The sequence below is a fragment of the Burkholderia sp. 22313 genome (genome assembly GCF_052045245.1).
Lineage (GTDB): Bacteria > Pseudomonadota > Gammaproteobacteria > Burkholderiales > Burkholderiaceae > Burkholderia.
On the sequence record NZ_JBQEON010000024.1, the window covers coordinates 78,081 to 92,216 of the forward strand.

General features: G+C 65.6%; 11 protein-coding genes. 2 read left to right on the forward strand and 9 right to left on the reverse strand.

Features of this window, described 5'->3' with window-relative positions; translation table 11 throughout:
- Positions 1 to 53: 53 nt before the first annotated feature.
- Positions 54 to 2,000 carry an esterase/lipase family protein gene (locus ACTJKF_RS20195; protein ID WP_440625483.1) on the reverse strand — a complete coding sequence of 649 codons (1,947 nt, stop codon included), beginning with the start codon at positions 1,998 to 2,000 and terminating at the stop codon, positions 54 to 56.
- A gap of 32 nt (positions 2,001 to 2,032) precedes the next feature.
- Positions 2,033 to 4,723: a type VI secretion system Vgr family protein gene (locus ACTJKF_RS20200; protein ID WP_440625485.1), complete on the reverse strand. Its 2,691-nt coding sequence runs from the start codon at positions 4,721 to 4,723 to the stop codon at positions 2,033 to 2,035.
- 221 nt (positions 4,724 to 4,944) lie between these two features.
- On the opposite strand from ACTJKF_RS20200, the gene ACTJKF_RS20205 reads away from it, so the two are divergent.
- The gene (locus ACTJKF_RS20205; protein WP_440625487.1) at positions 4,945 to 5,067 is read left to right on the forward strand and encodes a hypothetical protein; all 123 of its coding nucleotides are present in this window, start codon (positions 4,945 to 4,947) and stop codon (positions 5,065 to 5,067) included.
- A 288-nt stretch (positions 5,068 to 5,355) separates the two neighbouring features.
- Here the strand turns inward: ACTJKF_RS20205 and ACTJKF_RS20210 are convergent, their stop codons facing one another.
- The 3 genes from ACTJKF_RS20210 to ACTJKF_RS20220 all read right to left on the reverse strand — a co-directional run bounded on the left by ACTJKF_RS20210 (position 5,356) and on the right by ACTJKF_RS20220 (position 8,657).
- On the reverse strand, positions 5,356 to 5,667 hold the full coding sequence (locus tag ACTJKF_RS20210; RefSeq protein WP_440625488.1) for a hypothetical protein: 312 nt from the start codon (positions 5,665 to 5,667) through the stop codon (positions 5,356 to 5,358).
- 189 nt (positions 5,668 to 5,856) lie between these two features.
- Positions 5,857 to 7,254, reverse strand: coding sequence for an enolase C-terminal domain-like protein (locus tag ACTJKF_RS20215; RefSeq protein ID WP_440625490.1), 1,398 nt, complete (start codon positions 7,252 to 7,254; stop codon positions 5,857 to 5,859).
- 62 nt (positions 7,255 to 7,316) lie between these two features.
- A complete protein-coding gene (locus ACTJKF_RS20220) occupies positions 7,317 to 8,657 on the reverse strand; it encodes an MFS transporter (protein ID WP_440625491.1) in 1,341 nt (446 codons plus the stop codon).
- A gap of 294 nt (positions 8,658 to 8,951) precedes the next feature.
- Here ACTJKF_RS20220 and ACTJKF_RS20225 point away from each other — a divergent pair, with 294 nt between their 5' ends.
- Positions 8,952 to 9,569, forward strand: coding sequence for a DUF2239 family protein (locus ACTJKF_RS20225; protein WP_440625493.1), 618 nt, complete (start codon positions 8,952 to 8,954; stop codon positions 9,567 to 9,569).
- Positions 9,570 to 9,633: 64 nt separating this feature from the next.
- On the opposite strand, the gene ACTJKF_RS20230 is transcribed toward ACTJKF_RS20225, so the two are convergent.
- The 4 genes from ACTJKF_RS20230 to ACTJKF_RS20245 are packed head-to-tail and all read right to left on the reverse strand — an operon-like array spanning position 9,634 to position 13,892.
- Positions 9,634 to 10,800, reverse strand: coding sequence for an ABC transporter permease (locus tag ACTJKF_RS20230; RefSeq protein ID WP_440625495.1), 1,167 nt, complete (start codon positions 10,798 to 10,800; stop codon positions 9,634 to 9,636).
- A gap of 4 nt (positions 10,801 to 10,804) precedes the next feature.
- Positions 10,805 to 11,959: an ABC transporter permease gene (locus ACTJKF_RS20235; RefSeq protein ID WP_440625497.1), complete on the reverse strand. Its 1,155-nt coding sequence runs from the start codon at positions 11,957 to 11,959 to the stop codon at positions 10,805 to 10,807.
- A gap of 18 nt (positions 11,960 to 11,977) precedes the next feature.
- Entirely contained in the window at positions 11,978 to 12,676 is a 699-nt protein-coding gene (locus tag ACTJKF_RS20240) for an ABC transporter ATP-binding protein (protein ID WP_440625499.1), read from the reverse strand.
- A gap of 10 nt (positions 12,677 to 12,686) precedes the next feature.
- Entirely contained in the window at positions 12,687 to 13,892 is a 1,206-nt protein-coding gene (locus ACTJKF_RS20245) for an efflux RND transporter periplasmic adaptor subunit (RefSeq protein WP_440625501.1), read from the reverse strand.
- Positions 13,893 to 14,136 lie beyond the last annotated feature (244 nt).

Consider the following 14,136-nt stretch of genomic DNA (forward strand, 5'->3'; position numbering starts at 1 on the left):
AGAGCAGGCACACAGGCCCGCAAGCAAAAAGAGTGTGCGAACGAAACGCGCCATCATGCCCCTCCCGGCACATCGATGTCCTTCACGATCTGCACCACACTGTAGAGGAGCGCCCAGCGTGTCCAGGGATGCGCGTAACTCTTCATATGCTCATACCCGGCCTGCACGAACGCCATCCGCACGCCATGGGCCGGATCACCCGGCACATCCGGCTTCAGGCCGCGCGCCTGCGCGTCCGCCGACCACGCTGGCACAGTGCCGTCCCCTCGAATAATGCCGGTCTTGCTCGCCACACGATCCCAGTCGGTTGTGGCGCTCACGTCAGGGATCTTGTTGGTCTTCTGCATCGTGAACGTGATGCTCAGATTGCGTTGCTGCAGCAGCACGCGGATCTCGCCCTTGCCTGAATCGTTCAGCAGCTTGGCCGCGCGGAGCTCGGATTCCTGCACATCGGCCGGCACGTCGCCGGTCCATATGGCATTGCCCCACGCCAGCAAGTTCTTCGTCAGCTCCCCTTGCTCGATGGTGGGATTGTCCTTGTTGGTAGCCTCGGTCGTCGTGCCGGACGCGGGAGATCGTGTGTCCAATCCCCCGTTGCCATACGCGACATACGTGTTGCCATGGTAATTGTTCGTCAACTGGCTCTGCCGGTTAACCACCTTCTTCAAGGTGTCCTTGTAATGGTTGACCAGAACATTGGCGCCTTTCGCATCCCTGCCCAGTCGCTTTCTCACAAGGTTGGCCGGATCAAGTTGATCTTCCTTTGGCAGCAAACCGTACCAATCGGCATTGAGATACAGCTCGTTGTAGGCGTCACCATACTTCGGGAACTGCATGACCGTCGTTCCGTCAGGTCGAGCGAAAATCCACCATGCTGCGCCGTTGTTATAGTCCGGCATCGGTGTCAACTCCATCGGCCCTGGTGCGTTCGCCATTACCGCGATGAATTCGTCCGCATCGCGTCCGAGCAGGCTGCCGTTGACGAATCCATTCATGCCACCTTCGGGACCGCCGCCTGTCTTGTAACGCTTGGCCGCTAGCGGCGCCCCGGTGGCCGGCTGCGCGCCGTGAAATACCCCGTGGATCGAGCCTTCCGCGCCGTGGTTCAACACGGCAAAGCGAGCTACCAGACCACCCATCGAATGCGTCAGGATAATGGCCTTGCCCGTATCGTTCTCGTTGCAGATCTCGGTGATGCCCATGAGCCGCGTCTTCTTCTTGGTCTGCGGATCGGGACAATCGACACCCGTGACCACATCGCGCCCAGAATCGTCGTTCGACTGAAGCCAGTTGTAGCCAATTGCGTAGACACGGTAGCGGAACTTGACGAACCGCTTGAACTCCGGGGATTCCTCGGTGATCGCCTCGCCTTTTCCGTACGCCCCGTATTGCGTCGGCGCGGTGCCGAGCACCGGATGCAGCGTCCACGTCTTGCCCTTCGGATCGGGCTCGCACCAGGCACCTTGCAACTCGCCGCACAGCATGGGATTGTTTAATTGCTGCTCAAGCCACAGCAGCACGGGCTGATAGCTGGTACGGTAGACCGAACCCCAGCCGCGCCGCCGCGCCTCCTTTTCGGTGATCGTCTTACCATCGCCCACGTTGATCGGCCCGAGCGGCGTCACCGACACATTGAGAGGATCGAAACGGGTCTCGCGCGACGACGCGCTTTGAAACCACCCGACGATGACCGACAACAATCCGCCGAGCATCGCACCGACCGTGTCCATGTTCGGCGCGAAGAAGGCCTCGTTGCCGGTGTCCGCGGTGACGATAGGCGAGCCCATGACGCCGGGAATGAAGATCACCGGGATGATGGGGCGCAGGTCATGCAACGTCTCCTTGGCTCGGGTATCGTCGGGCGGCGTCAGGGTGGCATGGGCGTAGGAGTCACCCCCTTCATCGGTATGCGATGCCAGACGGACGACGTCGTGCTCGGCCTCATCGTCGCCGAAATCCTGGCCCAGCGTGCCCGGGCTGTCAGGTTGATTTTCACTCATGGATGTTCGCCGGTAGAGGTTGCGAGTGCTGCCTAGGAATTTCGGGTGCCCGGTCGCAGAGCACGGATCATCACGGTTTCGATATCGTTGTTCTTCTGCTCGGCCGTATGGCCCAGTTCGTCGGTGACGCCGCTCAGGCGCGTGCCATCGCCACGAACGATCTCGTACGGATGGTTCTTGAGCGGATCGCCCGTGATGCGGTCGCGCAAGATGTACTTGTCGTTGAACGCCGGCTTCGGAAGGCTGTTCATGTGCTCGGCCACCGAACTGGGCCCCTGCCGGCTGAACGACGCCGACTTGACGGTACGTGCGCCGCGGGTGCCGTCCTCGATGCCTTCGGCGGTAATCCGGATGTACGAGCCACCGCACTTGAGCATCAGTTCGGTCTTGGCGTCGATCACGATGCTGCCGTTGTTGCTCTTGAGCGTGAGGCCGAGTTCGGAAAGCAGGCGCAGCTGGTCGCTGAGTGCCTGGATATCGACCGCGCCTTTTCCGGCGATCAGCTTCATGCCGGCGCGCTGGACGAAGATGCTGATTTTTTCCGCAACGCCCGCCACCAGCGATTTGCCGACCGCCCAGTAGGTGTCCTTGCCGCTCACCAAATTCACGTGTTCGTCGGCCACCACCTGCGCTGATGCGCGTGTGGTCAAGCCTATGCTCTCCTGACTCGACCCGAGCATGACGGGCTTGGCAAAAGCGTTCGCGTTGCCGGTCCCGCCACCGGCCGTGCTACCGCCCTTGGAAACACCCGCCTTGCTGTGCTGGGTTGCCTTCGCGAACGCGGCGAGGGCTTCGCGTCCCGGCTTCAGATCTTCGCCCTTGGCCGTCGTGCTGGCGGAGGACAGCGACTCGACCAGTAGATCGGCGCGTGCCAGGATCTCGCGTGGCTGGCTGGTATCGAGCGGCTGGCCATCGACGCTGGTGGAATGGGTACTGAAGTACAGTCCCTCGCCCGCGTGAATCGCGCCGGCGTTATCGGTACGCAGCGTAAAGCCACTACCTACATAGGCGCCACGGGTATTGCCGTTCTGGACGATCTGATAACCGAGATGCAGGCCGCTCATGCCGTGGCTGCTCATCACGCGCATCCGCGGCTGGCCAGTCGAGTCGTCCATGACTTGCTGATTGTAGCCACCGCCGCCGCCATACTCCCGTGACTGATAGCCGGACATCAGGCCGTTCGAATGCCACTGCGGTTTCGCTGTGCCGTTATACACACGGTGAAGCGCAATCGGGCGGTCGATGTCGTTGCCGATATGGCCAATCAGGAGCTCCTCACCCGCGCGCGGCATATGGACGCCACCGTAGCCCTCGCCTGTGTCGGACTGCGCGATGCGCACCCAGCACGACGCGCGCTCGTCACCTTCGTTGAGCCGATCCCAGATGAACAACACCTTCACCCGATTCAGTTCATCCGTATAACATTCCTGACCTTTCGGGCCTGCCACGATCGCCGATTCCAGCTTCGCTTCGGGCTTGCGATGTTCGAACGGGCTGCGATATGGCACAGTCGTGCGCTGCGCCTCGATGGCGATCCGGTAGAACCCCGTCGACCCGTCGACGTGGCTCACATCGAACGTCTGGCCGAGGTCGTCGGCACGGGCCTGCGCCAGCGCATGACTGAGGCCATGGGGGAAATTCGTTTCATGACCGGAGAGCGGCAAGTTGTTCTCGATTGTCCACTCTACCTCGATGCTCACGAATTCGTTCTGGTTCGCGGCATCCTGATCGTGCTCCGGGTGTCCGATCAGCGTGAAGCGCCGACCCGCATCGATGGCACGTAGACCGCCGATGCCGTGAAAGCGTTTGGCCTGCGACTCCCACTCCTCCATGCGGATCTTCGACAGATGGTCGCCCCGATCCTGTTCCGGATACGTATAGCCACCGGTGTATTCATAGACTTCCGCTTGTGCGGGTAATGCACCCTGGTTGGCCATCGTCGGCACCGATGTCGCTTTCGGATTGAAGGGTGTCGAAGGATTTTTGTAGTCGAAGGTGCGCGTCGACAACAACACGGATTGCAGCGTGCGGGTCCCTGCCCATTGGGTCAGTGCATCGGCCTCGGTATGGATGCCCGCACGACAGAACTCAACGGTGGCCGGCGACAGCGATTCGAGCGTGTCGAGGTGATCGGTGATCACCAGCGTATGCGATTTACCATCGGCAGCCTGTTGCCAGACACCGTACAGACCTTCCGACTCCAGGAGCCGGTGCACGAAGTTCCAGTCGGCCTCGTCCTGCCGGCAATAGGAACGTGTCGACAACGGCTTCGAGAGTGCAAAGCGGTACATGCCCTTCGCCTGCGGATGCTCATTGAATACGTTTGCAATGATTTCGTCCGCGGTCTTGTCTTGCCAGTGCCGCTGGTCGCGACGGAACCTCAGGAAGTGCATCCACGAGGAAAAACCGAGCTGATAGCTTGTCAGTCCACCGTCCGCTCCTAGCCGACGGGCCGTATGCACATAGCCGTGATGCGGGAGATAGGAACCATCGGCCTGCTGAATCCAGAGGGTCACGGCCTGGGAAATCAGCGTTTTGAGCTGAACATCGCTGGACGTGGAGACGCAATCGAGCAGGAAGAAGTAATCGCGGCCGATCCGAGAACGTCCGGTCACACGGTGGGGCAGCAGGACGTTCTGACCTGCCGGCGTGTCCAGTTTTAGAAGACGGTCCTGTTGCGATAATCCGCCGGTTATTGCCCCGATTTTGTCACGCGTGCCCATACCGCCTCTCAGTGGTTTGTTTTTTACTTCCCACGCGATTTTACGGTGAAAACTCCAGACGATTATTAGAAATCGAAAGAATTCGGCATGGTCAAGCGTGAAAACAGATATTTGGGGGTAGACCGAGGTATAAACGTCCGTGCAAACCAGCCCTGCTTGTGTGACGGGTCTCGCACGATATCCAGTGCGTGGCGTGCCTGAGTGTGCGGCGTCCTTGTTGCATGGATTATTTCGCTGATCCGAACCACTGCCTCGAGAGTCTCCTGTACCAGACCACCTCCCCGATCTCGACGCAAGCGCTCGTCGACGCGCTGGCGTTCCGGGAGGGGCGCGAGTCGGCATGAGGGTGTTGCGGCAATGGAACGGAGGTGAATTCGTATGCAGTGGTTCTGACATGCCGCCCGTGGTAGCCGCCGTGCCACGTGCACAAAGTGCAACGAAATCAGAGCAGCTAGGACAAAGTGCAGAGAATAGCTTCCGTCTGTTCGGTGCCCGTTTTTCAGATGCTTTTGATTTCAGCGGTTGGAGTGCAAAGAGATGGGTCCTACTGCTCGCAAGGATTTGCTCCCTGTCTCAGCCAGACCGGGCCCTTTTTGTTTTCCGCGTGCCGGCCAGCCGGCTCGTTGATCGGGCTAATGCAGCAGTTCGTTGACGGTCTTGAACGTCGGCACCGACAGCGCGACGAACGCCACCGCAACGCCCGCGAGCAGCGCGAGCCGTTTGCGCAGCAGCGCGCAGATGCCGATGCCTGCTGCATAGAACACGCAACTCAGCAGGATCGTCAGCCACAACCACGCATAACCGGCGCCGCCTTCGAAGTGCGAGGTGCCCGCTGTCATCCTGAGCGCGACATAGCCCGCGACGGTCGTGCTGGCCGGCAGGCAAAGGATCGCGCAGGGTACGATGACGAGGAGCAGGCGCAGGGTCGGGGCGAGTGGCTTCATCGCGAGGGCTTGTTTGTCGGACGGGCGCGCCGATCCGTTCGCGATTCAGGCCAGGCGGCAGATCGGGCAGCCGGCAGGATGCGGTGGTCTGCCAGTTTGGCAATCACACGATCCGCGACTTCGGCCACCGGCCCGACAGCGCGGGCCTGCCCGGTCCTCCGGCCGGCTCCCCGAACCCGGGCGGTCTCGTCACCCCCGCCCGAAACTCGGCCGCTTCGGATCGTACGTCCACCCCGGCACCAGATACCGCATCGCCATCGCGTCGTCGCGCGCCGTGCCACCGACCTCCCGGTACAGCGCATGCGCGGCCTCGACCTGCGCCATGTCGAGCTCGATCCCGAGTCCCGGCCGCTCGGGCACGGCCACCTGGCCGCCGACGATCTGGAGCGGTTCGCGCGTGAGCCGCGCGTCGCCTTCCTGCCAGATCCAGTGCGTATCGATCGCGGTGATCGCGCCGGGCGCGGCCGCGGCCGCATGCGTGAACATCGCGAGCGACACGTCGAAGTGGTTGTTCGAATGCGAACCCCACGTGAGCCCCCAGTCGCGGCACAGCTGCGCGAGCCGCACCGAGCCCTGCATCGTCCAGAAGTGCGGATCGGCTAGCGGGATGTCCACAGCCTGCAGCCGCACCGCATGATCCATCTGCCGCCAGTCGGTCGCGATCATGTTGGTCGCGGTCGGGATGCCGGTCGCGCGGCGGAATTCGGCCATCACCTCGCGGCCCGAATAACCGGCTTCCGGCCCGCACGGATCCTCCGCGTACGCGAGCAGATGGCCCTGCCCGCGACACAACGCGATCGCTTCGTCGAGCGACCACGCGCCGTTCGGGTCGAGCGTCGCGCGCGCGTCGGGAAAGCGTGCCTTGATCGCCGCGATCGCTTCCATCTCGTCCGCGCCGGCCATCACGCCGCCCTTCAGCTTGAAATCGGCGAAACCGTAGCGCTCGACCGCGGCCTCGGCCTGCTGCGCGATCGCGGCCGGCGTGAGCGCCGCTTCGTTGCGCAGCCGGAACCACGGATCGGCCGCGTGCGTCTCGTCGCGATAGGGCAGGTCGGTGCGGCGCCGCTCGCCGATGTAGAACAGGTACGCGAGCATCGGCACCGCGTCGCGCTGCTGGCCTTCGCCGAGCAGCGCCGCGACCGGCACGTCGAGATGCTGGCCGAGCAGGTCGAGCAGCGCGGCCTCGATCGCGGTGATCACGTTGTCGAGCCGCAGGTTGATCTCGTGCGGCTGGCGCAGCACGGCCGCCTCGCCGGCCGACGTCACTTCGTGCTGGATCGTGCGGCCGGCACCGGCCGCGGCGCCGGACAGTGCTGCGCGCACCGCGTTGAGCGTCGCCTGGTAACGGCCGATCGACTGGCCGACCACCAGATCCGTCATCCGTTCGAGCGCCTGCCGGATACCTTCGCCGCCGGGCACTTCGCCGACGCCCGTGTGGCCGCTGCTGTCGTCGAGGATCACGAGGTTGCGCGTGAAATAGGGCGCGTGCGCGCCGCACAGGTTCAACAGCATGCTGTCGCGGCCGGCGACGGGGATCACCTGCATGCGCGTGACGCGCGGCGTGCCGGCACGGCGGGATTCGGACATCGGTTCGCTCCTGGTTCCGTTGCTGCGCGGGCCGCCGGACGCGCCGGCACGGCCCGCGCCGTTCAGTTCAGCTCGACGCGGCGGATCTCGCCGACGACGAACAGGTAGCAGACCACGGCGACGAGCGCGTGCGCGACGACGTAGACGAGCGCGCCGTTGAACGAGCCGCTGCGGTCGACGATATAGCCGATCGCGATCGGCGTCGTGATGCTGGAAAGATTGCCGCACGTGTTGAGCAGCGCGCCGCTCAGGCCGGCGATCTGGCGCGGCGCGGTGTCGGCGTTGACGGCCCAGCCGAGCGCGCCGAGCCCCTTGCCGAAGAACGACAGTGCCATGAACAGCACGACGAGCATGTGCGAATCGGTGTAGTTGCAGACGATCATCGACATCGACAGCAGCATGCCGATCACGATCGGCACCTTGCGCGCGACCGACAGCGATTGGCCCTGCTTGAGCAGTGCGTCGGACACGATGCCGCCGAGAATCCCGCCGAGGAACCCGCACACGGCGGGGATCGACGCGACGAGCCCCGCGTTGAGGATCGACATCCCGCGCGCCTGCACGAGATAGACGGGGAACCACGTGATGAAGAAGTAGGTGAGCGCGTTGATGCAGTACTGCGCGATGTACACACCGACCAGCATCCGGTTTCTCAGCAGCGCCTTCACGTGATGCATCGACGGGCCGCCGTCGCGCGCGCCGGTGGCCTGGTCGATGTTGACGAGCGCGCCGCCTTCGCTGAGGTAGTCGAGCTCCGCGCGGTTGATGCGCGGGTGCACCTTCGGATCGTACATCGTGCGGTTCCACATCAGCACGCACGCGAACCCGAGCACGCCCATCACCGCGAACACCGACTGCCAGCCGAACGCGTGCACGAGCCAGCCCATCAGTGGCGCGAACACGACGGTCGCCGCGTACTGCGCGGCGTTGAAGATCGCCGACGCGGTGCCGCGCTCCGGGGCCGGGAACCAGGTCGACACGATCCGGCTGTTGGCCGGGAACGACGGCGCCTCGGCCGCGCCGACCAGGAAGCGCAACCCGAACAGCAACGCGAACGCCGTCGCGCCGGTGAAGAAGCCGATGCCGCCCTGCAGCAGCGTGAACAGCGACCAGAAGAAGATGCTGAACGCATAGACGATGCGCGACCCGAAGCGGTCGAGCAGCCAGCCGCCCGGCAGTTGCGCGACCACGTACGACCAGCCGAACGCCGAGAAGATGAAGCCCATCTGCACATGGCTCAGGTGCATCGAGCGGGCCAGCGCCGGGCCCGCGATCGCGATCGCCGCGCGATCCGCGTAGTTGACGGTCGTGACCGCGAACAGCACGGTCAGCACGAGCCAGCGCACGCGGGTGCGCCGGACCGTTGCCGACGCGGTCGCCGGCAATGCGTGAAGCGGATTCATGACTGTCTCCTCCGAAGGGCGGAAGGTGCCGTCGTGCGGCTGCGCGTCGCGTGCGCGCGTTTTTTGATGGGGGTGTACCGGCCGAAGCCGGACGCCGATGCGGGAGGCAGGGCGTCCGGATCATTCTGTCATGGTGAAAATTCCACTTTCAAGCCAATTACTGACTTGATCGATTCAGGATTTGAATCGATCCGCCGATACCCAAGCGCATGTTTTTACCCGGATGATATTGACAATCAATTTATACCCGGATAAAAATAGCGTCATTCTGATTCTTGCCGACGGGCGGCCACGATGACGCTTTCCACACTTCTTCCTTCCTACACGGCGTTCGACGGCCACCGGCGCATCGCGACGGGCCCGCTCGCGACGGTGGCGGTTGCGGTCCGGCAGGCGGGCGGCGAGGCAATGTCCGGCACGATCGTGATCTTCGACGACGCGACCGGCCGCTCGATCGACCTCGACCTGCGCGGAACGGCGGACGATATCCGCGCGCGTTACGCGGCGGCGGCGCCCGTCGATGCGGCCACGCCGGCCTGCGCCGGCGAACAGCGCGGTCGCGGCCGTCCGAAGCTCGGTGTCGTGTCGCGCGAAGTCACGCTGCTGCCGCGTCACTGGGACTGGCTCGCCGCGCAACCGGGCGGCGCGTCCGTCGCGTTGCGCAAGCTGGTCGAGGACGCGCGGCGCACGCACGCGGCGGCCGACCGGCACCGCGACGCGCAGACGCGTGCGTACCACTTCATGTCGGCACTCGCGGGCGATCTGCCGAATTTCGAGGAAGCGGCGCGCGCGCTGTACGCGAACGACCTCGCGCGGATGGCCGGGCTGATCGGCGGCTGGCCGCACGACGTGCGCGACCATGCGCTTGCGCTGGCGCATGGCGATCTGCCGCCGCCGGCCGACGACTGCTGAAGACTGCCGACGGGGCGCACGCCGTCGATGCGGCACGACCTCCTCGCGAGCCCCGACGCGCTCGTCACCGCGCGCGCAGCGCGTCGACGATGTTCAGCCGCGCGGCGCGCATCGCCGGCAGGAACCCGCCGACGAGCCCCATCACCAGCGAGAACAGCAGTGTCTTCACGACGATCGCGGGCGTCAGCACGAAGCGGAACGACAGGTCGGAGAAGGTCTGGAAGTTGGTGGTCGAGAACGACGCGAACGCCATCAGCGACGCACACGCGAGCCCCGCGACGCCGCCGACGAAGCCGAGCAGCAGCGCCTCCAGCAGGAACGCGGCGAGCACGTTCAGGCGCTTGAAGCCGAGCGCGCGCAGCGTGCCGATCTCGGCGGTGCGGTTCGCGACCGACGCGTACATCGTGATCATCGCGCCGATCATCGCGGCGATCGAGAAGATCGTCGACAGCGTGATGCCGAGGATGTTGATGAAGGTCGACAGCGCCTTCGACTGGTCGCCGTAAAACGTCTGCTCGCGCTTCGCCTCGTCGGTCAGCCGCGGGTCGACGTCGATGTCGGCCTTGAAGCGCGCGAAGCCATCGGCGCTCGGGATGCGCAGCACCATCGACGAATAGCTGGTGCGCCGGAACGACTGCATCAGCTGGTCGACGTCGCCCCAGATCTCTGAATCGAAGCCGCTGCCGCCCGCGTCGAAAATGCCGACGACGGTCCAGTCGCGCTGCGCGAAATGCAGGCTGTCGCCGAGCTGCGTGCCGCTGAAGCCTTTCGCGATCGCGCTGCCGACGACGATCTCCGACGAGCCCGGCGCGAACGTGCGGCCGGCCACCAGCTTCACGCGCGGACGCAGCGCGAGGCCGGCCGGCGACACGCCGCGGATCACGACATTCGAGGGCTTGCCGGTCGATGTCTTCACGAGCGAGATCAGCACCACGGCTTCCTTCGACACCAGCGGCCGGCCGTCGGGGCCGAGCGCGACGGCCGGATGCATTTCGAGCGCGTTGGCCTGCTGGTGGTCGATCGCGCTCTGGATCTCGGTTTCCGCACCCTTGCGGATCACCACGACGTTGTCCGGTTCGCCGGTCGACACGAGCGTCTGCGTGAGCCCCGCGTCTAGCATCTGCACCGTCGCGAACACGAAGATCACCAGCGCCATCCCGCCGGCGGTCAGCGCGGTGGTGAGCCGCCGCGTCCACAGGTTGCGCGCGATGTAGGTGAGCGGAATCGCCATGCGCCTACCCGATCGCCCGCAGGCCTTCGACCACGCGCACGCGGGCCGCCTGCCACGCCGGCACCAGCGCGGCCGCGAAGCCGACCGCGATCGAACACGCGGCCTGCAGCGCCATCGTCTCGGTCGACACCTTGAAGACCGGGAAGATGCCGCCCGCGGCCTGCTTGAAGAGGCTTGCGGCCGGCGGTGTCGCGAGTATCCCGAGCCCGCCGCCGGCCACCGCGATCACGACCGATTCGCCGAACACGATCAGCGCGAGAAAGCCGGGGCCGAAGCCGAGTGCTTTCAGCGTCGCGTATTCGGCGGTGCGCTCGCGCGCGCTCATCGCCATCGCGTTCGCCATCACGGCCATGATGATCAGGATCACCACGTACGACACGACGCGGATCGCCGCGATGATCTGGTTCGACATCGCGACGAAGCCGAGCTGGAACGCCTGCTCGGTCTCGGTCAGCGTTTCGGCGAGCGAGTTCTTGAACACCGCGTCGACGTTGCGCGCGATCGCGGCGCCGTCGTCCGGGTTCGCGACGCCGAGCACGAACACGCCGACCTGGTCCGCCTGCTTCGGCGTGCGCTTGCGCACCGTCTCGTTCAGGTAGTCCCAGTGGAACACCAGCTGGCGCGTGATCGTCGAGTCGTCGCGGCCGTCGAGAATGCCGCGCACGACGAAGTCCCACGTACCAGGGTAGATCGTGCCCTTCAGCGGAATCACGTCGCCGATCCTGAAGCCGAACTGCGTCGCAAGCTGGCGCCCGACGAGGCAGCCGCGGCGGTCGCGGTCGTAGTCGGCGCGCTGCTGCGCCGGGAGGAGGAATTCCGGATACAGGTCGAGGTAGTTGTCCGATACCGCGAAGCTCGCGAAGAAGTTCTTCGGATCGCGGTACACGCCGCCGAACCAGTTCGAGCGGACCACGGCCGTCACGCCGTCCACGCCGCGGATCCGGTTCTCGTAGCTGACCGGCAGCGGGAACACGAGCGAGATCGCGTTGCGCGTGACGAGCCGTCCGCTGGACGCGGCGGCCGCGCCGGCGTACCACGCGTCGACGACGGTATGCAGCAGCCCGAACGCGAGCACCGCGATGGTCAGCCCGAGCACGGTCAGCAGCGTGCGCAGCCGGTGCCGCAGCGCATTGCGCGCGATCAGCTTCAGCACGATCATCTTGCGCGCTCCCGTCGGTCAGACGGCGTGCCCATCGATCAGCTCCCCTTTTTCCAGATGCACGAGCGACTGCGCGGCCTCGGCCGCGTGCGCATCGTGGGTCACCATGATGATCGTCTTGCCGAGCTCGGCGTTCATCCGCTGCAGCATCGCGAGCACGTCGGTGGCCGACGCGCGGTCGAGGTCGCCGGTCGGCTCGTCGGCGACGATCAGCACCGGATCGGTGATCAGCGCGCGCGCGATCGCGACGCGCTGCTGCTGGCCGCCCGACAGCTCGGACGGGTAGTGGCTCGTGCGGTCGCCGAGATTCACCATGTCGAGCACCAGCTCGACGCGCTCGCGCCGTTCGCGGCGCGACAGGTGCGTGAGCATCAGCGGCAGCTCGACGTTCTCGAACGCGGTGAGCACCGGCATCAGGTTGTAGAACTGGAAGATGAAGCCGACGTTCGCCGCGCGCCATTCGGCCAGTTGCGCTTCCTCGAGCCGCGAGATGTCGAGCCCGCCCACGCGCAGCTCGCCGCTGTCGGGCCGGTCGATGCCGGCCACCAGGTTCAGCAGCGTGCTCTTGCCGGAGCCGGACGGCCCCATCAGCGCGACGAAGTCGCCTTCGCCGATGTCGAGCGTGATGTCGGTCAGCACCGGCACGACCTGGTTGCCGCGCCGGTACGACTTCGCGACGCGGCTGATCTCGACGAGGGGCGGCGAGGCGTCGTTCACGCGCGCCTCGCTATTTCTTCGCGACGGTCACTTTCGCGCCGTCCTTCAGCTTCGCGCCCGGCGCGAGCACGACCGTGTCGCCGGGCTTCACGCCGCGGATCGCGACGAGTTCGCCGATTCGCGTGCCTTGCGTCACCGCCGTCGCATGCACGGTGTCGTCCTTCACGACGAACACGACCGGCCGGCCGTCGCGCTCGACCACGGCGCTTGCCTGCACGGCCGTCACCGGCTGCCGGTCCTGCGGTGTCGCGGGCTTCGACAGGAACGCGATCTTCGCGCTCATGTCGGGCAGCACGCGCGCGTCGCGGTCGACGAAACGTATCTTCACGAGCACGGTCGCCTTCGAGCGGTCGACCGTCGGCACGATGCGCGACACGCTGCCCGCGAAGCGCATGTCGGGCAGCGCGTCGAGCTGGATCTCGCACGGTTCGTCCGCGCGGATCTTCGCGATGTTCGATTCGGCGACGTCGGCCTCGACCTCGAGCGTGTCCATGTCGGCGATCGTCACGACCGCACCCTTGCTGTCCGATGCGGACGAGAACGGCGTGATGTTGTCGCCGACGTTCGCGTGCTTCGCGAGCACGATGCCGTCGAACGGCGCGCGGATCACCGTCTGGTCGACCGCGACCTGCGCGGCCTGGGCGTTCGCTTCGGCGGACGCGATCGCGGCCTGGTCGCTGTTGACCGACGCGCGCGCCTTGTTCACGCGGGCCGTGTCGGCGTCGAGCTGCGCGGCCGGCACTGCGCCCTTCGGCGCGAGGACCGTGCTGCGGCGCAGCGCGATCTCGGCATCCTTCAGTTCGGCCTGCTCGACGCCGAGGTTCGCGCGGGCGACCTTCACCTGCGCCAGCGCTTGCGCGAGCGACGCCTCGACGTCGCGGCTTTCGAGCCGCGCGATGATCTCGTCCTTCTTCACGCGCGTGCCCTCGAGCACGCCGAGCCATTCGACGCGCCCCTGGCCCTTCGACGCGACCGCGGCCTTGCGCTGCGGCACGACGTAGCCGGTCGCATTCAGCTGGGTGTCGTTCTGGTACGGGTAGGCGGAGGTGACGGAGGTCGTGTCGACCGTCGGCCGGCCGGTGAGCATCAGCACGGCGATGATCGCGACGAGCACGAGCACGGCGGCGACCGCGTACCGGACCCACCGGCGCCGGCGTGGCGCGGGCGCGATCGGACGCCGGTCGATTTTCAGTTTGTCCAGATTGTGGTCGGGCAATTTGGGCGCCTCGCGACGGCGGCGGTCTCGTGACCGGCCGCGATCCGGTTGGATCGGAAGGAGGCCAGTATAGCGTCGCCGCGGCGGGTGCGAGAGCCGGTTTGTCGGACGATTGACGCAGGTGCCCGGGACGCGTCGGGCGGGCAGGAAGCCCGCGCCCTCGGGGAAACCCGAGGGATGCAAGCAACGTGTCAACTCGCCGTGCGGGCGATGCGTTATGGAGCCAGTGCGTCAGTATTTGTCG

Coding starts and splice junctions, on each gene's coding strand:
- ACTJKF_RS20195 (WP_440625483.1), bottom strand. CDS start 2,000: ATGAGTGAAAATCAACCTGACAGCCCGGGCACGCTGGGCCAGGATTTC.
- ACTJKF_RS20200 (WP_440625485.1), bottom strand. CDS start 4,723: ATGGGCACGCGTGACAAAATCGGGGCAATAACCGGCGGATTATCGCAA.
- ACTJKF_RS20205 (WP_440625487.1), top strand. CDS start 4,945: ATGGATTATTTCGCTGATCCGAACCACTGCCTCGAGAGTCTCCTGTAC.
- ACTJKF_RS20210 (WP_440625488.1), bottom strand. CDS start 5,667: ATGAAGCCACTCGCCCCGACCCTGCGCCTGCTCCTCGTCATCGTACCC.
- ACTJKF_RS20215 (WP_440625490.1), bottom strand. CDS start 7,254: ATGTCCGAATCCCGCCGTGCCGGCACGCCGCGCGTCACGCGCATGCAG.
- ACTJKF_RS20220 (WP_440625491.1), bottom strand. CDS start 8,657: ATGAATCCGCTTCACGCATTGCCGGCGACCGCGTCGGCAACGGTCCGG.
- ACTJKF_RS20225 (WP_440625493.1), top strand. CDS start 8,952: ATGACGCTTTCCACACTTCTTCCTTCCTACACGGCGTTCGACGGCCAC.
- ACTJKF_RS20230 (WP_440625495.1), bottom strand. CDS start 10,800: ATGGCGATTCCGCTCACCTACATCGCGCGCAACCTGTGGACGCGGCGG.
- ACTJKF_RS20235 (WP_440625497.1), bottom strand. CDS start 11,959: ATGATCGTGCTGAAGCTGATCGCGCGCAATGCGCTGCGGCACCGGCTG.